Genomic DNA, 22,042 nt, shown 5'->3' with positions numbered 1-22,042 from the left:
CCCCCGGTGGTCCAGGGCGGGCCTTCGACCAGTGGAGGTCTGCGGGGCGCGGGAAACTGTCACACGCCGGGGCTAGAGTTGCCGAGGCGCATTTCTGCGCCGGCAAATCGGACAGAACAGACTCTTCCTCCCTGGAGTGCGCGGACAGTGGCCGACCGACTGATCATCCGTGGCGCGCGTGAGCACAACCTCCGCGACGTCAGCCTCGACCTGCCACGTGACGCCATGATCGTCTTCACCGGGCTCTCCGGCTCCGGTAAATCCAGCCTCGCCTTCGACACGATCTTCGCCGAGGGCCAGCGGCGGTACGTCGAGTCGCTCTCGTCGTACGCCCGGCAGTTCCTCGGCCAGATGGACAAGCCGGACGTCGACTTCATCGAGGGGCTGAGCCCGGCGGTCTCGATCGACCAGAAGTCCACCTCCCGCAACCCGCGCTCCACCGTCGGCACCATCACCGAGGTCTACGACTACCTCCGGCTGCTCTTCGCCCGGGTCGGCGAGCCGCACTGCCCGGTCTGCGGCGAGCGGATCTCCAGGCAGAGCCCACAGCAGATCGTCGACCGGGTGCTGGCGATGGAGGAGGGCACCCGGTTCATGGTGCTGGCCCCGGTGGTGCGCGGCCGCAAGGGGGAATACGTCGACCTCTTCGCCGAGCTCCAGTCCAAGGGCTACGCCCGGGCCCGGGTCGACGGGGTGGTCCATCCGCTCACCGAGCCGCCGAAGCTGAAGAAGCAGGAGAAGCACACCATCGAGGTGGTGGTCGACCGGCTCACCGTCAAGGCCGGCGCCAAGCAGCGGCTCACCGACTCGGTCGAGTCGGCGCTCGCCCTGGCCGGCGGCCTGGTCCTGCTCGACTTCGTCGACCTGCCCGAGGACGATCCGCAGCGCGAGCGGCGCTACTCCGAGCACCTGGCCTGCCCCAACGACCACCCGCTGGCGATCGAGGACCTGGAGCCGAGGGTCTTCTCCTTCAACGCCCCCTACGGTGCCTGTCCCGAGTGCACGGGCCTGGGCACCAAGAAGGAGGTCGACGCCGAGCTCGTCGTACCGGACGCGGAGCGGACGCTGCGGGAGGGCGCGGTCCAGCCCTGGTCCGGTGGGCAGACCCAGGAATACTTCCTGCGGTTGTTGCAGGCGCTCGGCGAGGCGGAGCACTTCGACCTCGACACCCCGTGGCGGGCGCTGCCGTCCCGGGCGCAGAAGACGATCCTGCACGGCTCCGGCGACCAGGTGCACGTCCGCTACCGCAACAAATACGGCCGCGAGCGCTCCTACTACACCGGCTTCGAGGGCGTGGTGCAGTGGATCGAGCGCCGGCACAACGACACCGAGTCGGACTGGTCCCGCGACAAGTACGAGGGCTACATGCGGGACGTGCCCTGCCCGGTCTGCCGGGGCAGCCGGCTCAAGCCGGAGGTGCTGGCGGTCACCCTGGGCGGGCGGAACATCGCCGAGGTCTGTGCGCTCTCGGTCGGCGAGTGCGCCGAGCTGCTCGGCGGGATGACCCTCACCGACCGGCAGAAGCTGATCGCCGAGCGGGTGCTCAAGGAGATCAACGCCCGGCTCCGTTTCCTGGTCGACGTCGGCCTCGACTACCTCTCGCTGGACCGGCCGGCCGGCACCCTCTCCGGCGGCGAGGCGCAGCGGATCCGGCTCGCCACCCAGATCGGCTCCGGCCTGGTCGGCGTCCTCTACGTGCTCGACGAGCCCTCGATCGGGCTGCACCAGCGGGACAACCACCGGCTGATCGAGACGCTGGTCCGGCTCAAGGGCCTGGGCAACACGCTCATCGTCGTGGAGCACGACGAGGACACCATCCGGACGGCCGACTGGATCGTCGACATCGGGCCGGGGGCCGGCGAGCACGGCGGCAAGATCGTGCACAGCGGCTCGGTGCCGGACCTGCTGGCCAACACCGAGTCGGTGACCGGGGCGTACCTCTCCGGGCGCAGGTCGATCCCGACCCCGAAGGGGCGTCGGCCGCAGACCCCGGGCCGGGAGCTGGTGGTGCAGGGCGCCCGCGAGCACAACCTGCGCAACCTCACCGTGCCGTTCCCGCTCGGCCAGTTCATCGCGGTCACCGGGGTCAGCGGCTCCGGCAAGTCGACCCTGGTCAACGACATCCTCTACGCGGTGCTGGCCAACCAGATCAACGGCGCCCGGCTGGTGCCGGGCCGGCACACCCGGATCAGCGGCATCGAGCACGTCGACAAGGTGGTCGGGGTGGACCAGTCGCCGATCGGGCGTACCCCGAGGTCCAACCCCGCGACCTACACCGGGGTCTGGGACCACGTCCGCAAGCTCTTCGCCGAGACCACCGAGGCGAAGGTCCGGGGGTACGGTCCGGGCCGGTTCTCGTTCAACGTCAAGGGCGGCCGCTGCGAGGCGTGCAGCGGCGACGGCACGATCAAGATCGAGATGAACTTCCTGCCGGACGTCTACGTCCCGTGCGAGGTCTGCAAGGGTGCCCGTTACAACCGGGAGACCCTGGAGGTGCACTACAAGGGGCGGACGGTCTCCGACATCCTGGAGATGCCGATCGAGGAGGCGGCCGACTTCTTCTCGGCGATCCCGGCGATCCACCGGCACCTGAAGACCCTGGTCGACGTCGGCCTCGGCTACGTCCGGCTCGGCCAGCCGGCGCCGACGCTCTCCGGCGGCGAGGCGCAGCGGGTCAAGCTCGCCTCCGAGCTGCAGAAGCGCTCCACCGGACGCACCGTCTACGTGCTCGACGAGCCCACCACCGGCCTGCACTTCGAGGACATCCGCAAGCTGCTCGGGGTGCTGGACAGCCTGGTCGACAAGGGCAACACGGTGATCGTCATCGAGCACAACCTGGATGTGATCAAGACCGCCGACTGGCTCGTCGACATGGGCCCGGAGGGCGGGCACCGGGGCGGCACGGTGCTGGCCGCCGGCACCCCCGAGGAGCTGGCCGAGGTGCCGGAGAGCCACACCGGCCAGTTCCTCCGGCCGGTGCTGGGGCTGACCGGCCCGCCCCGGGGCGCGAGCGCCGCCACCTCCCGCGCGGCAAAGGCCAACGGCGGCACCTCCAGCAGGGCCAACGGCGGCACGGCCAAGGCCAGCGCCGGCACGTCCGGCACGGCCAAGGGCAACGGCGGCACGGCGAAGGCCAACGGCGGCACGGGCAAGGGCGGTGGCGGCGCCGCCGGCAGGGCGAACGGCGGTGCCGCGAAGGCCGACACGGGCCAGGCGAGCGGCGGTACGGTGCGGGGTGGCACGACCCGGGCCGGCGCGACGGCGGCGACCGCGAAGGCGGCGACCGCGAAGGCCGGCCCGGCGGGACGCCGCCGCACCGGAGCCTCCTGACACCGGCGGATTGAACCGGTTGGTGGGTTTATCCGTGTTCTCCGGCGTGGCCGCGGACGACGAGGGGCGCGGCGCCGAACAGGAAGGCGAGGAATGAGTGACGAACTGACCGGGCCGGGTACGCAGACCCGCCGGGCGCTGTTGGCGGGTGCGGGCGCGGTTGGCGTATCCGTGGTCCTGGCCGCCTGCGGCACCGGCGACGACGACGCCCTCGACGGCACCGGAAGCAGCCCGTCGGCCGGCGGCGCGCCGGCTCCCAGCGGTTCGGCGGGCGCCCCGGCCGAGGGTGGCGGCGGTGCCGCGCTCGCCAAGAAGAGCGACATCCCGGTCGGCGGCGGCAAGATCTTCGCGGAGCAGCAGGTCGTGGTCACCCAGCCGACCGAGGGCGAGTTCAAGGCATTCAGCTCCATCTGCACCCACCAGCAGTGCCCGGTGACCGGTGTCGACGGCGGCACGATCAACTGCAGCTGCCACTTCAGCAAGTTCTCCGTCGCCGACGGGTCGGTCAAGGGTGGCCCGGCCCCCAAACCGCTGCCCGAGCAGAAGATCGCGGTCGACGGGGACAACATCGTCCTGGCCTGACGAGGCAGCGTCCCGCCCCGACGAGCATCGTCCCGCCTGACGACGGTCGTCGTGGCCTGCACGAGCCGGGGCGCCCGGCGCTGCGGCCGGCCGTTCGCCGCCGCAGCGCCGGGCGTTGTCCCAGCCGGGGATTAGGCTTGGCGCCGTGCCCGATCCCGCTACCTACCGCCCGGCTCCGGGCACGATCCCCGAGGCGCCCGGGGTCTACCGCTTCGCCGATCCCAGTGGCCGGGTGATCTATGTCGGCAAGGCGAAAAACCTGCGCAGCCGGCTCAACTCCTACTTCGGTGACCTGTGGAACCTGCACCAGCGCACCCAGCAGATGGTCACCACCGCCGGCAGCGTGGACTGGGTCACCGTCGGCACCGAGGTCGAGGCGCTCCAGCTCGAATACAACTGGATCAAGCAGTACGACCCCCGGTTCAACGTGCGCTACCGCGACGACAAGTCCTACCCCTATCTCGCGGTCACCCTCGACGAGGAGTTCCCCCGGCTCCAGGTGATGCGGGGCGCCAAGCGCAGGGGGGTGCGCTACTTCGGGCCGTACTCGCACGCCTGGGCGATCCGCGAGACGCTGGACCTGCTGCTCCGGGTCTTCCCGGCGCGGACCTGCTCGGCCGGGGTGTTCCGGCGGCAGGCCCAGATCGGCCGGCCGTGCCTGCTCGGTGACATCGGCAAGTGCTCGGCGCCCTGCGTCGGGCGGGTCTCGGCGCCGGAGCACCGCCGGATCGTCGACGAGTTCTGCGACTTCATGGCCGGCCGCACCGACCAGATGGTCCGCCGGCTCGAACGCGAGATGCGCCAGGCCAGCGAGGCGCTGGAGTTCGAGCTGGCGGCCCGGCTCCGCGACGACATCGCGGCCCTGCGCCGGGCGATGGAGAAGCAGACCGTGGTCTTCGGCGACGGCACCGACGCCGACGTGGTCGCCTTTGCCGAAGACCCGCTGGAGGCGGCGGTCCAGGTCTTCCACGTCCGCGACGGCCGGGTGCGCGGCCAGCGCGGCTGGATCGTGGAGAAGGTCGAGGAGCTGACCACCGGCGATCTCGTGCACCACTTCTGCTCGCAGGTCTACGGCGGTGCGGAGGGCGAGGGCGACGTGCCCCGCGAGCTGCTGGTGCCGGCGCTGCCGGCCGACGCGGAGGCGCTGGCCGACTGGCTGTCGGCCCGCCGGGGCAGCCGGGTGACGCTGCGGGTGCCGCAGCGCGGCGACAAGAGGGCCCTGCTGGAGACGGTGGCCCGCAACGCCGGAGAGGTGCTGACCCGGCACAAGCTGCGCCGGGCCGGCGACCTGACCACCCGCAGCGAGGCGCTGGACGAGCTCACCGAGGCGCTCGGGCTGCGGAGCGCACCGCTGCGCATCGAGTGTTACGACGTCTCGCAGATCCAGGGCACCGACGTGGTGGCCAGCATGGTCGTCTTCGAGGACGGCCTGGCCCGCAAGAGCGAATACCGGCGCTTCGTGGTGCGTGGCGCCACCGACGACCTCTCGGCGCTCTCCGAGGTGCTGCGGCGGCGCTTCGCCCGCTACCTGCAGGCGCGGGGCGAGACCGGGGAGATCGGCGACGAGATGGCCGCCGACCCGGACCGGCCGGGCATCGACCCGACGACGGGTCGGCCGCGCCGGTTCGCGTACCCGCCGCAGTTGGTGGTGGTGGACGGCGGGCAACCGCAGGTCGCGGCGGCGGCGCAGGTCCTGGCCGAGCTGGGCATCGATGACATCGCGCTCTGCGGGCTGGCCAAGCGGCTGGAGGAGGTCTGGCTGCCCGGCGACGAGTTCCCGGTGATCCTGCCCCGCGCCTCCGAGGGGCTCTACCTGCTGCAACGGCTGCGGGACGAGGCGCACCGGTTCGCCATCACGTTCCACCGGGAGCGGCGCTCGAAGCGGATGACGGTCTCCGGCCTCGACCAGGTCACCGGCCTCGGCGAGGTACGCCGCAAGGCGCTGCTGCGGCACTTCGGCTCGGTGAAGCGGCTCTCGGCCGCCACCGTGGACGAGATCGCCGAGGTGCCGGGCGTCGGCCGGCGCACGGCGGAGGCGATCGTCGCGGCGCTGAACCCAGCGCAGGCCACGGAGAGTCGTTGACGGTCGGGTCGGGGGCCGTGGCGGCCCTGGCGCACCAACTCCTGCAATCCTGAGATCGCGGGACGTTCGGAACTGTGACGGCTCCGCGTCGGGACGCAAGTTGGTCGAACTCCGTGTATAGACTGCTGTGCATGGTGAGGACGCCACGGCCTGACGCAGTCAGCTGGCCGTCCGCCCAGGCGCTGCCTCCACCTTCGCCTCAAGTGGTGGTCCCGCCGGTCGTCTATGTGCCATGCGCTCCGGCGCAGGCTGAGGACCAGCAGTTGAATGTGGACCTACGGCAGACCCGCGATGGACAGCTGGCGCTGCTGGCATACACAGTATCTTGAAGGCGCAGGCGGCCGCGCTGTTCGACGACTCGAAGCGACTTGCCGACCATTACCTCAAGACTCCCGGCGGCACCGCGCAGTCGCGCTACCTCAACAACCAGTCGTGGAGACCGCCGCTGGCAATGCGGTCGGTGAGGTAGGCGACGCGCTCGGCAGCGGTGCGAAGAAGGCATGGGACGCCATATTCTGATGGGAAGTCTGCCGTACGCATCCACGTGGCCCACCGAATGGACTGGACAGCGCCGCTCGGGCTTGTTGCTGTTTGGCACTCTCTTTTTGGGCCTGGTGACTGCAGCAATGGCTGCCGGGGCTGTTCTGCAACTGAGCCACGGCGACACGGTCGGCGCCGTCATCTTCGGAGCAATCGCAATCTACGTCGGGCACCTGGCCGCGCTCAGCCTGTACTCCTATCGTGGCGGCCGGCATCGCAGCGACACCACCGGCGTACTCCAAGAACGTGAGGGTGTGGTATTCCGCTACGGAGCGGCGCCCACCTATCTGCTCGGCGCCTTTCTGGCCATGACGACCGTGGCGCTCTTCCTCATGGGTGTCGTCGCCGCTGGCCAGGCCACCACCCAGGGATACGTCATTGCAGGCGCTTTCGGCGTTCTGGCACTCTTCATGGCTGCGTTTCTCACGGTGTTCCTCAAGCTCGCGCCTGGTCGGGTCGTCATCGGCCCGGACGGGTTTCACCACCGAGGACTGACCTTCACGCATTTCGTGCCGTGGGACGCGGTCGTTGACGTGGCGGCCCTCTGGTCTCACTCGCCGGTCATCTTTGTCCGCACGATCGGCTCGCCGGCGACCAGGACCCGGAACTACCTCGGTCGATCTACAACTGGCCCGCAGGCGCTGTCCCCCTTCGACACCATCAGCGGTCGCTGGCTTGCCGCCGATCCGGCTCTGCTTCTCCAAGCGCTGGCACACTACATCGTTTTTCCCTCGGACCGCCCGGAGTTGGTCAACGGAGCCGCTCTGCGCCGCATCGCGGCAAGTTGAGCCGTCTTGTCAGGATCTCTTCTGGTGCCGCCCCATCTCTTCTGGTGCCGCCCCGAGCCCCGGGGCGTCGGCCGGTGGGCGCATCCCGTTAGATGTACCGCGTGGCTGTGCGACTGACCATCGATGCGATCCGTGACGCTGCAACATCCTCGACCTTCCAGGAGGCGGAGACGTTGCTGGAGTCGGGCCAACTGGGGGAGATCACGCCGTTCGGCGGTGGGGCGTGCTGCCTGCTCGACCGGGGCAGCGAACCCGGGATCGAGGTGTGGGTGGGAGTGGTCGGCGGCAAGTTCACCACCGAGTGCGACTGCGGTGCTGACCAGACCGACCCCGACGAGCTCTGTGTGCACGCCGTGGCGCTGACCCTCGGTGCCCTCCGGGACGACTTCGTGTGGCTGTCGGCAGCCACCCCGCCGTCACAGATCGGCAGCGACCCCGAGGTGCGCCGACTGGCCGAGATCGCGGCCACCTTACCGGCCAGGCGGCTGGCCATGCTGGTTGCCGAGCACGCGGCGGAGGACCGCCGCCTGGCGGCCCGACTGCTGACCTACGCCGGACGGCTGGGAGCACCGACCGACGAGGAGTTGGCCAACGTCCGACGCGCCATCGACAACTTCGCGAACGACGCGATGGTGGGCGAGTGGGATCTGCACGATGTTGTGAAGGCCGGTCAATGGATCGTGGACGAGCTGGAACTTCTCGTTCAGCGCTCGGCCACCGACGGAGCCCTCGCCGTGGCCGAGCACGCCGCCGAGGTCTGGGACGGCCTGGCCTTTGAGCTCTCCGACGCACGTGCCGGCTATGACGACGAAGCGGAGGAGATCGGTGCCGCCGTCCGCGCGGCCCACCTCCGGCTCTGCGCGGCGTTGCGCCCCGATCCGGACGACCTGCGGGACCGGTTGCTGGAGGTCATTACGGCGGCCGAGTTCAGCTCGTGCCTCGACTCGCCAGAGGAGTATCTTCCGCACCTCGGCCCGGATGGCGTTGCCGAGCTAGCGCGGCTCAGCCGCTGAGCGCAGACGTCGCTCGTGTCCGGGCGCGGGGACGACTATGGCGCGAACCATGGCGCGGTGCCATCAGCCAGGGCAGTGTGGCCTTGGCGGCTGCCGTACGACCCACGACGGGCGATCAGGGTCGGCGAGGTCGACGGTCGGAATCTGGCCCGCGCGCACGGCGCCAGCTCGACCGCCGCGTGGCTGGATGGGCGGCTGCGGATCCCTACCGGCACCCCGGAAGTGGCCTCGCTGGGTGATATGGGCCGGATATCCGCTTCGGTTCATGCTCAACTGTACCCAGCCGGAATGGTGACCCCCCATCGGTCGTTACAACAGTGTGCGACCGAGTGGGACCGCCATTGACCAGCTAGCTTAGGCAGCCCTCCGGGAATGATCCGGGGGCGGCGGTCGTTACATATAGCGTTCGCCCGAGCACGAGCACGCGAGCACCTCACCGTGTAAGCCGGGCGGATCTTCGTCCCTGGAGGCCACCACGGCCTCGGGACATCCATTGACACCTCGCGTCCCCCGTGGGGTGTTCATCCCCGAATGGAAGGCAGACCATCATGAACACGAAGCTGTTCAGCCGATGGCTCCCGGCCATCGAGCAGACTCCGATCATCCGTAGGACCGGACTGGGCGTGGCCGGCCTGGCGTTCGTGACCGGCGCCGTGGCCGCCCCGGCCATCGCCGCGCAGACCACCGCCGAGCACGTCGGCACCCCGGCGTCGTACTCGGTGATGGCCGACCGCGACCATCAGGACGGCAAGGGCAAGCCGTCCCGGGACAAGCTCGTCCCGCACGGTGTGCAGGGTGCCCAGTCGCGGATCGACATCTCCGACGAGCAGGCCGACAACGTCAAGGAGATCGTGAAGGCCACCAGGAAGGCCGGTCTGGACGAGCGGGCCGCCGTGATCGCGGTCGGCACGTCGCTGCAGGAGTCGAAGCTGGAGAACCTGGGCCACCTCGGTGCCCGCAACGACCACGACTCGCAGGGCCTGTTCCAGCAGCGGCCGTCGTCGGGTTGGGGCACGGTGGAGCAGATCACCGACCCCGAGTACGCCACGACCGCGTTCCTGAAGGGTCTGCGGCAGGTCGACGGCTGGCATGAGCTGCCGCTGACCGTGGCCGCGCAGAAGGTGCAGGTCTCCGCCTACCCCGACGCGTACGCCAAGTGGGAGAACCAGGCCGCCGACCTCGTCGCGGACGCCTGGGCCCGCAGCTGACCGGATCGACGCGGGAACGCCGGCCGCGGCGGTGACGACGATGTCACCGCCGCGGCCTTTCTCGTATCCGGTTCCGGCCGGCTCGGTAGCCGACGACGTGCCGGCTCAGCTCAGTAGCCGACCACCTGCCGGATCAGCACGACGTGGATGCGTCCGGGCAGCTCCTGGTGGATCTCCAGGATCTTTCCGACGCTGCTGTGCTGCCCGTAGACGGCCTGCGCCCGGACGTCCTCGAGTTTCAGGCTGTGCTGGTAGACCCGTTCGCGGGCGGTCTCCAGGGTGGGGACGAGCTTCTGTGCGCCGGCCACGAAGATCACGTTGGCCGCGCCCCAGGCGTACGCGGCGAGCTGGCTGCCGGAGGCCGACGCGATCACCAGCGTCCCGTCCCGGGTGATGGCGTGCACGCTGCCCAGGGCGTAGTCGCTCTGGCCGGAGATCACCTTCATCTCCTGCGCCTGGGTCTGGAAGTCCAGCTCGAGCATCTTCCGGCGGGCCGACTCGTACGGCCCGTCGCCGTTGACGGCGTCCTCGATGCCCGTGTCGGTAAGCGTCATCGACGTGTTCGTCATCACCGACGAGCCGTACGGGATGCGGGCCAGCACGGCCTTGCGGGCGGCGTCGAGGTCGTCGACGACCTCGACGCTGAACCCGTGCTCCTCCAGTGCGACAACCGTCGCGGAGAGCGTCGCGTCGTCGGGCAGGGTGGTGAAGCGCTTCGAAGGATCGGTCGTGGTCACGGGGACTCTCCTGGTTGCTCTGGGTTGTGCGTGACGGATGGCGGTCCGCGACGCCGGATCGCGCCTGCGGAGTCGAACTCCGACAGGCATAAGCGGACTTTACCCCGCTTATATTTCCGTCGGTAGGGTGAGGCGGTGCGAAGGGTCGACGTGTCGTGGGGCACACCACGCCCGGAACGTGCCGACGCGGCGCGCAACCGGCAGCATCTGCTCGCCACCGCCCGCGAGATGCTCGCCGAGGGTGCCGACCGGCTGACCATGGACTCCCTGGCCGAGCGCTCCGGGCTCGGCAAGGGCACGGTGTTCCGCCGGTTCGGCACCCGGGCCGGCGTCTTCCAGGCACTGCTGGACGACGGCGAACGCGCCTTCCAGGCGGAGGTGCTCGCCGGGCCGCCGCCGCTGGGTCCGGGCGCCGCCCCGCTCGACCGCCTGATCGCGTACGGCCGGGCGCGGATCCGATTCATGCTGGAGTACCACGAGATCGCCCGCGCGGCGCTCGACAGCCGCCAGCCCATCCCCGCCGGGGCGCAGACCCCGATGTCCCAGACCCACATCCGGATGCTCCTGGGCCGGATCGACCTCGGCCCGGCCGATCTCGACCTGCTCGCCATCCAGCTCACCGCGGCTCTCGACGGGCCCCTGCTGCTCTACGTCTCGGCGGCCGAGGTCCGGCACGCGGAACGGCAGCTCACGGAGGGGTGGCGGGACCTCGTGCAGCGCGTCTGCCGGCCCCGGCCCGGGCAACCGTAGGGGTGTCGCCGCCGGTCAGGCGGCCGCGGAGGTGTCGGGTTCGGGCAGCTCACGCATCCCCGGGATCGGGGTGGGCAGCAGCCAGAGCAGCCCGGCGACCGCACCGACGGTGGCGATCCAGAGCGTGGGCCGCACCCCGATCGCCGCGCCGAGGCTGCCGCCGAGGACGGCGCCGATCGGCCGGATGCCGTAGTTGACGGTCCGCTTGGCGCCGGTGACCCGGGCCAGCAGCCGCTCCGGGGTGACCGCGACCTGGAGCGAACCGACGGTGATGTCCAGCACCATCACGCCGAGCCCGGAGAGGAACTCCGCGACGACGAGCGCGCCCACGACCACCGGGGTCGGCCCGCCGGCCAGCGGCACCAGCACCAGCGGGGCCGGGAAGAGCACGAAGCCGACCAGCGCGGTCCGGCCGATGCCGAACCGCCGGACGAGTCGGCCGGTGACCGCCGCGCCGAGCAGCGCACCGACCGAGCCGACACCGATCACCAGGCCCAGCAGCCCGGGGGAGAGCCCCAGCTCCGTGCTGACGTAGAGCACGAAGAGCGCGGCGAACATGTAGTTGAAGAGGTTGAGCGTGGTGGTGCCGAGCAGCACCGCCCGGAGGATCCGGGAGCGGGCGACGAACCGGAGGCCCTGGCCGATGCCGAGCCCGCCGCCGTCGGCCGGGGGCGGCTCCGGCGCCGGCACCGGCCGGACCCGGGCCAGGAAGAGCGCGGAGACCAGGTACGACAGCGCGTCGGCGAGCAGCGCGACCGGCGCGCTGAGGGTCTGCACCAGCAGCCCGCCCGCGCTCGGCCCGGCGACGTACGACATCGCCCGGCTGCCGTTGGTCAGCGCGTTCGCGTCGACGTAGTCCCGCCGGGGCACCAGCGAGACGAAGAGCGCGCCGTGCGCGACCTCGAAGAGCACGGCCAGGGTGCCGGTCAGGAAGGCGACCAGGTAGAGCTGCCCGAGGGAGAGCACCCCGACGAGGTACGCCACCGGCACGGCCGCCAGCAGCACCGCCCGGCCGAGGTCGGCGAGGACCATCACCCGCCGCTTGTGCGGGTAGCGGTCGACCCAGGCGCCGAGGAGCAGCGAGAAGAGCAGGTTCGGGATCAGCGCGGCGGCGGTCAGGTAGCCCATCTCGGCCGGACCGGCTCCGGTGCCGAGCACCGCCAACAGGGGCAGGGCGATCGCGGAGATCTGGTCGCCGAGGAGCGACACGGTCTGCGCCGACCAGTACCGCCGGAACGGTGCCTGACGGAGCAGCTCGGGCAGCCAGCGCCGGGTGCGCCCGGCCGCCGGCCGGGGCAGTGTGCCGGTCATCGCGTCGCCTCGGGTCGCGGCGGGCCGCCGGTCATCGTGCGGCCGACGGTGGTGGCGGATCGGTGGGGACCAGCAGCTGGATGACGCCGACCGGCCGCGAGCCCTCCGGTCGGGTCGCCGGGTCGGTCAGCCGCTCGTCGTACTCGGCGAGCAGCGCCTCGATCCGCTGGGAGAGCTCGGCCAGCTCGGCGGCGGTCACGTGCACCAGGGCGTCGCCGAAGCCGAGCACGGCCCGCCACTGCGCCGGCTCGTCCGCCCGGCGCGCCAGGTGGGTCCGGGCCCGTGCGACGTAGTGGTCCAGGATGATCGCGTTGAGCTCGTTGGCCGCCACCCGGGCATCCGGGTCGTCGGATAGGTCGTCCCAGGAGGTGACCTGGGCGGTCGCCCGCCATGGCCGCTCCCGGGCGTCGGCACCCTCGACCCGCTCGGCCAGGCCGTACCTGGCGAGCTGTCGCAGGTGGTAGGAGCAGCTCGGCACGCTCTCGTCGAGCCGCTCGGCGGCCTGGGTGGCGGTCAGTGGACCCTCCCGGCGCAGCAGCCCGACCAGGGCCAGCCGGAGGGGGTGCGCATAGCCCCGGAGGGCTCGGGCGTCGGTCAGTCGGACCTCGGGCCTGGACGACATACCCTAAAGCTATCTCTAGAAAGATTTCTTTAGCAACTGTCTCCGGCGACCGGGCCGGGCCGGTGGCTCGGGAGATTCCGACGGCCGGGTAGATTACGTCTCCAAACCTCGCCGGGTGGTCGACCCTCGGGTACACGCCCGCGGGCGCGTACCGTCGATCCGGCAGGCGGTGCGGCTGGGGGGTGGAAACATGAGCGAGACGCGGGTGGCGACGGACGGGTCGCCGACGGAGCGGGACCACGAGGCGCAACCGTCACCGGACGGGGCAGCCCCGGAGCAGGTCCCGGCCGGGCCGGAACCGACCCGGTCGGACACCACCCTGGTGGTGGTCACCGGCGTTTCCGGCGGTGGGCGCAGCACCGTCGCCCGGGCCCTGGAGAACGTCGGCTTCTACGTGGTGGACAACCTGCCCCAGGCGCTCATGCTCGACATGGCCGAGCTGGCCTTCAAGGCCGGCGGGGCGGCCCGGAAGACCGCGATGGTGCTCGACGTGCGCAGCCGGGCCTTCTCCACCGACCTCGCCGGGGCGATCCGGGCGCTCAAGGAGCGTGGCTTCCAGCCCCGGGTGGTCTTCGTGGACGCCGACGACGAGGTGCTGATCCGCCGCTTCGAGAGCGTCCGGCGCTCGCATCCGCTGCAGGGCGACGGCCGGCTCGCCGACGGCATCGCCGTCGAGCGTGGGCTGCTGGAGGAGGCCCGCGACCAGGCCGACGTGATCATCGACACCTCGCACCTGAACGTGAACCAGCTCCGCAGCCGGGTGGAGGAGCTTTTCGGCGGCGAGGACGCCCGCCGGCTCCGGGTCACCGTGCTCTCCTTCGGCTTCAAGTACGGCCTCCCGCCCGACGCCGACTTCGTGCTCGACGCCCGCTTCCTGCCCAACCCCTACTGGGTGCCGGAGCTGCGTGAGCACACCGGTCGGGACGAGGACGTCAGCCGGTACGTGCTCGGCCAGCGCGGCGCGGTGACCTTCGTCGAGACGTACGCCCGCTTGATCAACGCCACGGCGCCCGGCTTCGAACGGGAGGGCAAGCGCTACCTGACCGTGGCGGTGGGCTGCACCGGCGGCAAACACCGCAGCGTGGCGATCTCCGAGGAGCTCGCCGCCCGGCTGCGCCAGGCCCGGCTGGCCGCCACCGCGCACCACCGCGACCTGGGGCGCGAGTGAGGCGCCGGGTCGTCGCGTTCGGCGGCGGGCACGGCCTGGCGGCGTCGCTGCGCGCGCTGCGCCGCTGCGCGCCGGAGCTGGACCTGGAAATCACCGCGGTGGTGACGGTCGGCGACGACGGTGGATCGAGCGGACGGCTGCGGCTGGAGCGCGGTGCCCTGCCCCCCGGTGACCTGCGGCAGGCGCTCGCCGCGCTGGCCGCCGACGAACCCGGCACCCGGCGCAGCGCGGAGCTGTTCCAGCACCGCTTCGCCGGTGGCGGCCCCCGGCCGGACCCGCTGGCCGGGCACGCCGTCGGCAACCTGGTGCTCTGCGGGCTGATGGAGCTGCTCGGCGACCCGGTGGCCGCGCTCGACCACGCCGGCGCGATGCTCGGCGCGATCGGCCGGGTGCTGCCGATGGCCTGCCAGTCGGTAGGCATCGAGGCCCGGGTACGCGGCGCCGACCCGCGCCGGCCCAGTGCGGTGCAGACCGTGCGCGGCCAGCACGCGGTGGCGGTCACCGACGGCCGTGTCGAGCTGGTCCGGCTCACCCCGGAGGACCCGGCAGCCTGCCCGCAGGCGGTGGCGGCGGTGGGCGAGGCCGACTGGCTGATCTTCGGACCGGGGAGCTGGTACACAAGCGTGATCCCGCATCTGCTGGTGCCGGAGCTGGCCGCCGCGATCGTCGCCAGCCCGGCCCGCCGGCTGGTCACGCTCAACCTCGCCAACGAGGCGGAGACGCTCGGCCTCTCCCTCGCCGACCACCTGGCGGCACTCGGCTGGTATCTGCCCGGCCTCACCGTGGACATGGTGCTGGCGGACGGAAAGGCGGTGGGTGACCCCGAACCGGTGCACCGTGCGGCAGAATCGCTGGGTGCGCGGCTGGTGCTCGCCCCGGTGGCCGTGCCGGACGGTGGTCCCCAGCACGATCCGGCAGCGCTCGGCGCCGCACTGGTGCCTCTCCTGGGCGCCGATCGTTAAGCACCTACGAATCACCGTTGAGTATCCACGAACGACGACGAAGCACCCAGCAATCACCGGCACGCGCCGGGACCGGCCTCCGAGGTGACGACAAGATGGCGATGACGGCTGCGGTCAAGGACGAGCTGAGCCGGGTGGACGTGCCCAAGCCCTGCTGCCGGCGGGCGGAGATGGCCGCCCTGCTGCGCTTCGCGGGCGGACTGCACATCGTCTCCGGCCGGGTGGTGGTCGAGGCCGAGCTCGACACCGGCGCGGTGGCCCGCCGGCTCCGCCGGGAGATCGCCGAGGTCTACGGATATTCGAGCGAGATCCACGTCCTCGCCTCCGGCGGGCTGCGCAAGGGCAGCCACTACATCGTCCGGGTGGTCAAGGACGGCGAGGCGCTGGCCCGGCAGACCGGCCTGCTCGACGTGCGTGGCCGGCCCGTACGCGGACTGCCTCCGCACGTGGTCTCGGCGAACGTCTGCTGCGCGGTGTCGGCCTGGCGGGGCGCCTTCATGGCGCACGGCTCGCTGACCGAGCCAGGCCGCTCCAGCGCGCTGGAAATCACCTGCCCCGGCCCGGAGACCGCACTCGCCCTGGTCGGCGCGGCCCGCCGGATCGGCATCACCGCCAAATACCGCGAGGTGCGCGGTGTGGACCGGGTGGTGGTCAAGGACGGCGACGCGATCGCGGCACTGCTCACCCGGATCGGTGCCCACTCCAGCGTGCTCTCCTGGGAGGAGCGCCGGGTACGCCGCGAGGTGCGCGCCACCGCCAACCGGCTGGCCAACTTCGACGACGCCAACCTGCGCCGCTCCGCCCGGGCCGCGGTCGCCGCCGCCGCCCGGGTGACCCGGGCCCTGGAGATCCTCGCCGAGGACGCCCCCAACCACCTCACCTCGGCCGGCCGGCTGCGGCTGGAGCACCGGCAGGCGTCCCTTGAGGAGCTGGGCGCGCTGGCCGACCCGCCGCTGACCAAGGACGCCATCGCCGGCCGGATCCGCCGGCTGCTGGCGCTGGCCGACAAGCGCGCCCGTGACCTGGGCATCCCGGACACCGAGGCGGCGGTCACCCCGGACATGCTGGCGGTCTGATCCGGGCCGGGGCGGCGTCACACACCCGCCGGTGAAGTCGATTGGCCGGATTGTGCCCCGACGCAACGCGGGGCGGCGCGCTCGGATAAGGTCGCAGCGTACGGCGACGGGGCCGGGACCGGCCTTCTCCGCCGTGCTGACCGCCCATGGTTCGCGGTGAGACGGCCGGGGTGACATCCAGCGGCCGGCTCCAACGGTCGGCGCACCCATCCTCGCCGCCGCACGGTCAGTCGGCGGCGAACCAGAACACGAGGAGATGGACCCAGTGACCATCCGGGTTGGCATCAACGGATTCGGCCGGATCGGCCGCAACTTCTTCCGCGCGGTGCTCGCGTCGGGCGCCGACGTCGAGGTGGTCGGCGCGAACGACCTGACCGACAACGCCACGCTGGCGCACCTGGTCAAGTACGACAGCATCCTCGGCCGGCTGCCGCAGGAGGTCAAGGCCAGCGCCGACGAGATCAGCGTCGGTGGGCACAGCATCAAGGTCTTCGCCGAGAAGGACCCGGGCAAGCTGCCCTGGGGCGACCTCGGCGCCGACGTGGTGATCGAGTCGACAGGCTTCTTCACCGACGCCACCAAGGCGAAGGCACACATCGACGGCGGCGCCAAGAAGGTCATCATCTCGGCGCCGGCCAAGAACGAGGACGTCACGGTCGTGATGGGGGTCAACCACCAGTCCTACGACCCGGCCAAGCACAGCATCATCTCCAACGCCTCCTGCACCACCAACTGCCTCGCGCCGATGGCCAAGGTGCTGCAGGACACGTTCGGGATCGAGCGCGGCCTGATGACGACCATCCACGCGTACACCCAGGACCAGAACCTCCAGGATGGCCCGCACAAGGACCTCCGCCGCGCCCGGGCCGCCGCGCTGAACATCGTGCCGACCTCGACCGGTGCCGCCAAGGCGATCGGGCTGGTCCTGCCCGACCTCAAGGGCAAGCTCGACGGCTTCGCGCTGCGGGTGCCGATCCCGACCGGCTCGGCCACCGACCTGACGATCACCGCCGGCCGGGAGACCTCGGTCGAGGAGGTCAACGCCGCGATGAAGGCCGCCGCCGAGGGCCCGCTGAAGGGCATCCTCACCTACACCGAGGACGAGATCGTCTCCAGCGACATCGTCACCGACCCGGCCTCCTGCATCTTCGACTCCGGCCTGACCAAGGTGATCGGCGACCAGGTCAAGGTCGTCGGCTGGTACGACAACGAGTGGGGCTACTCGAACCGCCTCGTCGACCTGGTCAAGCTGGTCGGTGCCGGGCTGTGAGCATCCGCAACCTCGACGATCTGCTCGCCGAGGGGGTCTCGGGTCGGCGCGTGCTGGTGCGCGCCGACCTGAACGTGCCCCTCGACAAGGAGACCGGGCAGATCACGGACGATGGCCGGATCCGGGCCGTGCTGCCGACGCTTACCGCGCTGCGGGACGCCGGGGCCGCCGTGGTGGTCTGCTCGCACCTGGGCCGCCCCAAGGGCGCGCCCGACCCGAAATACAGCCTCGCCCCGGTCGCCGACCGCCTCGGTGAGCTGCTCGGCGCCGAGGTGGCCTTCGCCACCGACACGGTCGGCGAGTCGGCCCGCAAGGCGGTCGAGCAACTCGGCGCGGGGCAGGTCGCACTGCTGGAGAACCTGCGCTTCAACGCCGGCGAGACCAGCAAGGACGAGACCGAGCGGGGTGCCTTCGCCGACCAGCTCGCCGCGTTCGCGGAGGCGTACGTCGACGACGCGTTCGGCGCCGTGCACCGCAGGCACGCCAGCGTGCACGACGTGCCGGCCCGGCTGCCGCACGTCGCCGGCCGGCTGGTGCTGCGCGAGGTGGAGGTGCTGGCCCGGCTGCGGCACGAGCCGGACCGCCCCTACGTGGTGGTGCTCGGCGGCTCCAAGGTCTCCGACAAGCTCGCCGTGATCGAGGCGCTGCTCCCGACCGTCGACAAGCTGCTGATCGGTGGCGGCATGTGCTTCACCTTCCTGCGCGCCCAGGGGCACGAGGTGGGGAAGTCGCTGCTCGAGGAGGAGATGCTCGACACCTGCCGGGACCTGCTGGCCCGGGGCGAGGGGCGGATCGTACTGCCGGTGGACGTGGTGGCGGCGACCGAGTTCAGCGCCGAGGCGGCGTACGACACGGTGCCGGTGACCGCGATCCCGGCCGACCGGCTCGGCCTGGACATCGGCCCCCGGACGGTCTCCGAGTTCGCCGAGGCGATCGGCACCGCCCGTACGGTCTTCTGGAACGGCCCGATGGGCGTCTTCGAGCTGGCCCCGTTCGCCGCCGGTACCCGGGGGATCGCCGAGTCGATCACCACGGTGAAGGGCTTCACCGTGGTCGGCGGCGGCGACTCCGCCGCGGCGGTCCGCGCGCTCGGTCTGGACGAGTCGTCGTTCGGGCACATCTCCACCGGCGGGGGCGCCTCGCTGGAATACCTGGAGGGTAAGGCCCTCCCCGGCATCGTCGCTCTGGAGCAGTAGTGGCCACCCCCGCACCCGCCCGCCGCCCGCTGATGGCCGGCAACTGGAAGATGAACCTCAACCACCGGGACGCCAACCTGCTGATCCAGAAGCTCGCCGCGAGCCTCAACGAGAAGCAGTTGACCGAGGTCGAGACGGTGGTGCTGCCGCCCTACACCGACCTGCGCACCGTGCAGACGGCGGTCGACGGCGACAAGCTGATGATCGGGTACGGCGCGCAGGACCTCTCGCCGCACCAGGGCGGGGCGTACACCGGGGACATCTCCGGCCCGCTGCTGACCGCGCTGGGCTGCGGCTACGTGGTGGTCGGCCACTCCGAGCGGCGGACCTACCACCACGAGGACGACGCGCTGGTCAACGCCAAGGTCAAGGCGGCGCTGGCAAACGAGCTGACCCCGATCCTCTGCGTCGGCGAAGGGCTGGACATCCGCGAGCAGGAGGGCCAGGTGGCGTACGTCCGCGACCAGCTCGACGGCTCACTGGCCGGGCTGAGCGCCGAGCAGGTGGCGAAGGTGGTCGTCGCGTACGAGCCGGTCTGGGCGATCGGCACCGGCAAGACCGCGACCCCGGAGAACGCCCAGGAGGTCTGTGGGGCGATCCGGCAGCGCCTCGCCGAGCGGCACGGCCAGGAGACCGCCGACGGGATCCGGATCCTCTACGGCGGCTCGGTGAAGGCGGCCAACATCGCGGCGATCATGGCGCAACCGGACGTCGACGGCGCACTGGTCGGCGGGGCGAGCCTGGACGCCGAGGAGTTCGCGCAGATCTGCCGGTTCCCGGAGCACATCACCCGTTGACAGGTCGCTATCCTTGACGGGCCCCGCGTAGCTGAGAGGACTGACCCCTGCCATGCCGATCTGGTTCGCATACACGTTGATCGTGTTGCTGGTGATCACGAGCGTGCTGCTCGTCCTGTTGATCCTGCTGCACCGGGGCAAGGGCGGCGGCATGTCCAGCATGTTCGGCGGAGGGGTCAGCTCCAGCCTGGCCGGCTCCTCGGTGGCCGAGAAGAACCTCGACCGATACACCGTTCTGGTGGGTCTTGTCTGGTTCGCCTGCATCGTCGGGCTGGGTCTCTGGCTGCGGCTCGCCGAGACCACCTGACAAACCTCGGGTGCACCACGAACCAGGGCGTACAAACCGCGCGCGGTCCGCTAACGTGGGCCGCGCGCAGTTTGTCATGCCCTGATGGGACCCCCCTCTGACGAACGGAGCGAAGAGCCGTGCCAAGTGGCAGCGCCATCCGTGGCAGTCGGGTCGGTGCCGGTCCGGCCCGCCCGACCGAACGATGCGAACCCGCCCCCCGCCGCCCGGTCACCTACTGGTGCGGCAAGGGACACATGCTGAAGATCCTGCTGGCCGCCGAGGCCGAGATTCCGGAGACCTGGGACTGCCCGCACTGCGGCCAGCCGGCCGGGCAGGACGCGCACAACCCGCCGGGGCGGGCGCGGACCGAGCCGTACAAGTCGCATCTGGCGTACGTGAAGGAGCGGCGCAGCGAGGCGGACGGCGAGGCGCTGCTCGCCGAGGCGCTGGCCGCCCTCCGGGCCCGCCGCCGCGGCGAGTCGATCTAGAGCCGCCGCGGCGCGCCCACCTGGAAATCCGGCGTCACCTGAGCCGGCCTAGAAGCTCGGCTTCACCTCGGCGGCCGCCGCCCGGTCCAACAGCCACCGGGTCCGTCGCACCCCCGCGACACCCGCCGCCGGCACCTGCTCCGGCCCGGCGCCGTGCAGCGCCATGCCGACCGCTCGCGCCTTGTCGGTGCCGCTGGCGATCAGCCAGACCTCCTCGGCGAGGTTGATCGCCGGCCGGGTCAGGGTGATCCGCACCGGTGGCGGCTTGGGGCTGCCCCGGACCGCGCTCACCGGGCGGCTCTCGCCGCCGGCCGGATGCCCGGGAAAGAGCGAGGCGACATGACCGTCCTCGCCCACCCCGAGCATCAGCACGTCGAAACAGGGCAGCGTGGGCGTGCCCGCCCCGGCCGCCGCGGCGAGGGTGGCCGCGTAGCGCGCCGCCGCCGCCTCGGGGTCGGGGCCGTCCGGGCCGTCGGAGGCGGGCATCGGGTGCACCCGCTCCGGGGCCAGCGGCAGCGCGTCGAGCAGTGCCTCCCGGGCCTGGGTCTCGTTCCGGTCCGGGTCTCCGGCGGGGAGGAAGCGCTCGTCGCCCCACCAGACGTCGACCCGGGACCAGTCGACCGCGTCCCGGGCCGGCAGCTCCCGGACCGCCCGGTAGACGGCGGCGGCGATCCGGCCCCCGGTCAGCACGACACCTGCCTCCCCCCGCTCCGCCTGGGCGTCGATCAGCCGGACCAGCAGTCGGGCCGCGACCGCCTGCGCCAGCAGCTCCGGGTCGGCGTGCACCACCACCGCGGTCCCGGTCACGCGACGCCCTGAGGCTGCTTCGTCGGGTCCTTCCAGACGTGCACCCGCTGCGCCGGCCGGGCCTGCAGACCGGCGACCCCGGCGGCGGCGCCGAGCGCCTCGGCGTAGATCTGGTCGGGGTCGAGCCTGCGCAGCTCCTCGGCGAGCTCGTCACCGAGCGGGCGGCGGACCAGCGGAAGCTGCCGGTCGGCCTGCCCGGTACGCCGGAACGTCGCCCGGTTGTCGTCCCGGGTCAGCACGACCTGCTCACCGTTGGCGCAGCTCAGCTCGACCGCGCGCATCCGGGGAAACTCACTGGTGTGCTCCCAGTGCGGGTGCAGACCCAGCCGGGACCTGAGCCAGCCGATCATCAGCGCCGCGGTCGGATCGGTGTGCGGTGCCACCACCGTCGCCGAGGTGACCTGGCTGCCCTCGGTGGTGTCGAACGCCCCGGCGACCAGGGTGCGCCACGGGGTGATCCGGGTCCAGGCAAGGTCGGTGTCGCCGGGCGCGTAGTCCCGGGCCCGCTGCCGCAGCGCCTCCACCGGATCGGGCGCCTGCGCGCAGTCGGTGATCCGCCGGTCAGCCACCACGCCGAGAAAGTCGTTGGCGATCTCGGTCGGCGGCTCGCCGTGCCACCAGGTCACCACCGGCACGTCGGGTACGAGCAGCGGCATCACCACCGACTCGGCGTGCAGGGCGAGCCGGCCGTACATCCGGGTCACCACCGCCTCGCCGGGGCCGAGCCGGCCACCGACGACGATCTCGGCGTCGAGCCGGTTGCGGTCGCGCTCGATGTCGGAGCGGACCACCACCACCATCCGGCACGGGTGTGCGGCCGAGGCGATCGTCACCGCCGCCTCGGCCTCCCGGACCCGGGCCTCGTCCACCACGACGATCAGCGTCAGCGCCATCCCGCTGGCCACGCCGCCCGCACTGCGCCGCTCGGCGGCCAGGGCCTTCACCACCTCGTTACCGGTGGTGTCCCACAAGCCGATCAACGGTGCCTCCTGGTTGCTGTCGTTGTTGCGATGCTCCGGGGTGCT

At 71.7% G+C, this 22,042-nt stretch carries 20 protein-coding genes and 1 pseudogene; 16 read left to right on the top strand and 5 right to left on the bottom strand.

Annotated elements, in window-relative coordinates; all coding sequences use genetic code 11:
- Positions 1 to 147 precede the first annotated feature (147 nt).
- The 7 genes and pseudogenes from uvrA to ACN27G_RS18995 all read left to right on the top strand — a co-directional run.
- Positions 148 to 3,087 (top strand): annotated as a pseudogene (gene uvrA, locus ACN27G_RS19025) (excinuclease ABC subunit UvrA); the annotation flags it as partial.
- A 336-nt stretch (positions 3,088 to 3,423) separates the two neighbouring features.
- Entirely contained in the window at positions 3,424 to 3,912 is a 489-nt protein-coding gene (locus ACN27G_RS19020; protein ID WP_421494138.1) for a Rieske (2Fe-2S) protein, read from the top strand.
- Between the two features lie 145 nt (positions 3,913 to 4,057).
- The gene (uvrC, locus tag ACN27G_RS19015; RefSeq protein WP_421494137.1) at positions 4,058 to 5,995 is read left to right on the top strand and encodes an excinuclease ABC subunit UvrC; all 1,938 of its coding nucleotides are present in this window, start codon (positions 4,058 to 4,060) and stop codon (positions 5,993 to 5,995) included.
- A 325-nt stretch (positions 5,996 to 6,320) separates the two neighbouring features.
- Positions 6,321 to 6,464, top strand: coding sequence for a hypothetical protein (locus ACN27G_RS19010; RefSeq protein ID WP_421494136.1), 144 nt, complete (start codon positions 6,321 to 6,323; stop codon positions 6,462 to 6,464).
- A gap of 49 nt (positions 6,465 to 6,513) precedes the next feature.
- Positions 6,514 to 7,323 (top strand): hypothetical protein, encoded by an 810-nt coding sequence (locus ACN27G_RS19005; protein ID WP_421494135.1) that lies wholly within the window; start codon positions 6,514 to 6,516, stop codon positions 7,321 to 7,323.
- Between the two features lie 101 nt (positions 7,324 to 7,424).
- Positions 7,425 to 8,336, top strand: a complete 912-nt coding sequence (locus tag ACN27G_RS19000; protein ID WP_421494134.1) for a hypothetical protein — start codon at positions 7,425 to 7,427, stop codon at positions 8,334 to 8,336.
- 548 nt (positions 8,337 to 8,884) lie between these two features.
- Positions 8,885 to 9,544: a hypothetical protein gene (locus tag ACN27G_RS18995; protein ID WP_421494133.1), complete on the top strand. Its 660-nt coding sequence runs from the start codon at positions 8,885 to 8,887 to the stop codon at positions 9,542 to 9,544.
- A 110-nt stretch (positions 9,545 to 9,654) separates the two neighbouring features.
- Here ACN27G_RS18995 and ACN27G_RS18990 read toward each other — a convergent pair whose 3' ends face one another.
- Positions 9,655 to 10,281 carry an LUD domain-containing protein gene (locus ACN27G_RS18990; protein WP_421494132.1) on the bottom strand — a complete coding sequence of 209 codons (627 nt, stop codon included), beginning with the start codon at positions 10,279 to 10,281 and terminating at the stop codon, positions 9,655 to 9,657.
- A 135-nt stretch (positions 10,282 to 10,416) separates the two neighbouring features.
- On the opposite strand from ACN27G_RS18990, the gene ACN27G_RS18985 reads away from it, so the two are divergent.
- Positions 10,417 to 11,031, top strand: a complete 615-nt coding sequence (locus tag ACN27G_RS18985) for a TetR/AcrR family transcriptional regulator (RefSeq protein WP_421494131.1) — start codon at positions 10,417 to 10,419, stop codon at positions 11,029 to 11,031.
- A 15-nt stretch (positions 11,032 to 11,046) separates the two neighbouring features.
- Here ACN27G_RS18985 and ACN27G_RS18980 read toward each other — a convergent pair whose 3' ends face one another.
- Both ACN27G_RS18980 and ACN27G_RS18975 read right to left on the bottom strand, forming a co-directional pair.
- Positions 11,047 to 12,342 carry an MFS transporter gene (locus ACN27G_RS18980; RefSeq protein ID WP_421494130.1) on the bottom strand — a complete coding sequence of 432 codons (1,296 nt, stop codon included), beginning with the start codon at positions 12,340 to 12,342 and terminating at the stop codon, positions 11,047 to 11,049.
- Between the two features lie 31 nt (positions 12,343 to 12,373).
- Entirely contained in the window at positions 12,374 to 12,964 is a 591-nt protein-coding gene (locus ACN27G_RS18975) for a winged helix-turn-helix domain-containing protein (protein ID WP_421494129.1), read from the bottom strand.
- A 190-nt stretch (positions 12,965 to 13,154) separates the two neighbouring features.
- Between ACN27G_RS18975 and rapZ the strand changes: the two genes are divergently transcribed.
- From rapZ to ACN27G_RS18935, 8 genes are all read left to right on the top strand, one after another.
- Positions 13,155 to 14,132 carry an RNase adapter RapZ gene (gene rapZ, locus ACN27G_RS18970; protein ID WP_421494128.1) on the top strand — a complete coding sequence of 326 codons (978 nt, stop codon included), beginning with the start codon at positions 13,155 to 13,157 and terminating at the stop codon, positions 14,130 to 14,132.
- The gene (locus ACN27G_RS18965) at positions 14,129 to 15,094 is read left to right on the top strand and encodes a gluconeogenesis factor YvcK family protein (RefSeq protein ID WP_421494127.1); all 966 of its coding nucleotides are present in this window, start codon (positions 14,129 to 14,131) and stop codon (positions 15,092 to 15,094) included. The genes rapZ and ACN27G_RS18965 overlap by 4 nt, the downstream gene beginning before the upstream one ends.
- Before the next feature lie 95 nt (positions 15,095 to 15,189).
- Positions 15,190 to 16,170 (top strand): DNA-binding protein WhiA, encoded by a 981-nt coding sequence (whiA, locus tag ACN27G_RS18960; RefSeq protein ID WP_421494126.1) that lies wholly within the window; start codon positions 15,190 to 15,192, stop codon positions 16,168 to 16,170.
- A 265-nt stretch (positions 16,171 to 16,435) separates the two neighbouring features.
- On the top strand, positions 16,436 to 17,440 hold the full coding sequence (gene gap / locus ACN27G_RS18955; RefSeq protein ID WP_421494125.1) for a type I glyceraldehyde-3-phosphate dehydrogenase: 1,005 nt from the start codon (positions 16,436 to 16,438) through the stop codon (positions 17,438 to 17,440).
- On the top strand, positions 17,437 to 18,636 hold the full coding sequence (locus ACN27G_RS18950; protein ID WP_421494124.1) for a phosphoglycerate kinase: 1,200 nt from the start codon (positions 17,437 to 17,439) through the stop codon (positions 18,634 to 18,636). The genes gap and ACN27G_RS18950 overlap by 4 nt, the downstream gene beginning before the upstream one ends.
- A gap of 32 nt (positions 18,637 to 18,668) precedes the next feature.
- On the top strand, positions 18,669 to 19,433 hold the full coding sequence (gene tpiA / locus ACN27G_RS18945; protein WP_421497382.1) for a triose-phosphate isomerase: 765 nt from the start codon (positions 18,669 to 18,671) through the stop codon (positions 19,431 to 19,433).
- Between the two features lie 52 nt (positions 19,434 to 19,485).
- The gene (gene secG / locus ACN27G_RS18940) at positions 19,486 to 19,740 is read left to right on the top strand and encodes a preprotein translocase subunit SecG (RefSeq protein WP_421494123.1); all 255 of its coding nucleotides are present in this window, start codon (positions 19,486 to 19,488) and stop codon (positions 19,738 to 19,740) included.
- A gap of 119 nt (positions 19,741 to 19,859) precedes the next feature.
- Positions 19,860 to 20,210 (top strand): RNA polymerase-binding protein RbpA, encoded by a 351-nt coding sequence (locus ACN27G_RS18935; protein ID WP_421494122.1) that lies wholly within the window; start codon positions 19,860 to 19,862, stop codon positions 20,208 to 20,210.
- Positions 20,211 to 20,258: 48 nt separating this feature from the next.
- Here the strand turns inward: ACN27G_RS18935 and pgl are convergent, their stop codons facing one another.
- Entirely contained in the window at positions 20,259 to 21,017 is a 759-nt protein-coding gene (gene pgl / locus ACN27G_RS18930; RefSeq protein ID WP_421494121.1) for a 6-phosphogluconolactonase, read from the bottom strand.
- Positions 21,014 to 21,997: a glucose-6-phosphate dehydrogenase assembly protein OpcA gene (locus ACN27G_RS18925; RefSeq protein ID WP_421494120.1), complete on the bottom strand. Its 984-nt coding sequence runs from the start codon at positions 21,995 to 21,997 to the stop codon at positions 21,014 to 21,016. The genes pgl and ACN27G_RS18925 overlap by 4 nt, the downstream gene beginning before the upstream one ends.
- Positions 21,998 to 22,042 lie beyond the last annotated feature (45 nt).

This window comes from Plantactinospora sp. WMMB334 (assembly GCF_049179095.1).
GTDB lineage: Bacteria > Actinomycetota > Actinomycetes > Mycobacteriales > Micromonosporaceae > Plantactinospora.
This window is presented reverse-complemented; position numbering and strand designations above follow the sequence as displayed.

Bases quoted from the DNA above. Each gene is read 5' to 3' on its own strand.
- secG (WP_421494123.1), top strand. From the start codon at position 19,486: ATGCCGATCTGGTTCGCATACACGTTGATCGTGTTGCTGGTGATCACG.
- ACN27G_RS18995 (WP_421494133.1), top strand. From the start codon at position 8,885: ATGAACACGAAGCTGTTCAGCCGATGGCTCCCGGCCATCGAGCAGACT.
- whiA (WP_421494126.1), top strand. From the start codon at position 15,190: ATGGCGATGACGGCTGCGGTCAAGGACGAGCTGAGCCGGGTGGACGTG.
- rapZ (WP_421494128.1), top strand. From the start codon at position 13,155: ATGAGCGAGACGCGGGTGGCGACGGACGGGTCGCCGACGGAGCGGGAC.
- ACN27G_RS19005 (WP_421494135.1), top strand. From the start codon at position 6,514: ATGGGAAGTCTGCCGTACGCATCCACGTGGCCCACCGAATGGACTGGA.
- ACN27G_RS19020 (WP_421494138.1), top strand. From the start codon at position 3,424: ATGAGTGACGAACTGACCGGGCCGGGTACGCAGACCCGCCGGGCGCTG.
- tpiA (WP_421497382.1), top strand. From the start codon at position 18,669: ATGGCCGGCAACTGGAAGATGAACCTCAACCACCGGGACGCCAACCTG.
- ACN27G_RS18975 (WP_421494129.1), bottom strand. From the start codon at position 12,964: ATGTCGTCCAGGCCCGAGGTCCGACTGACCGACGCCCGAGCCCTCCGG.
- ACN27G_RS18980 (WP_421494130.1), bottom strand. From the start codon at position 12,342: ATGACCGGCACACTGCCCCGGCCGGCGGCCGGGCGCACCCGGCGCTGG.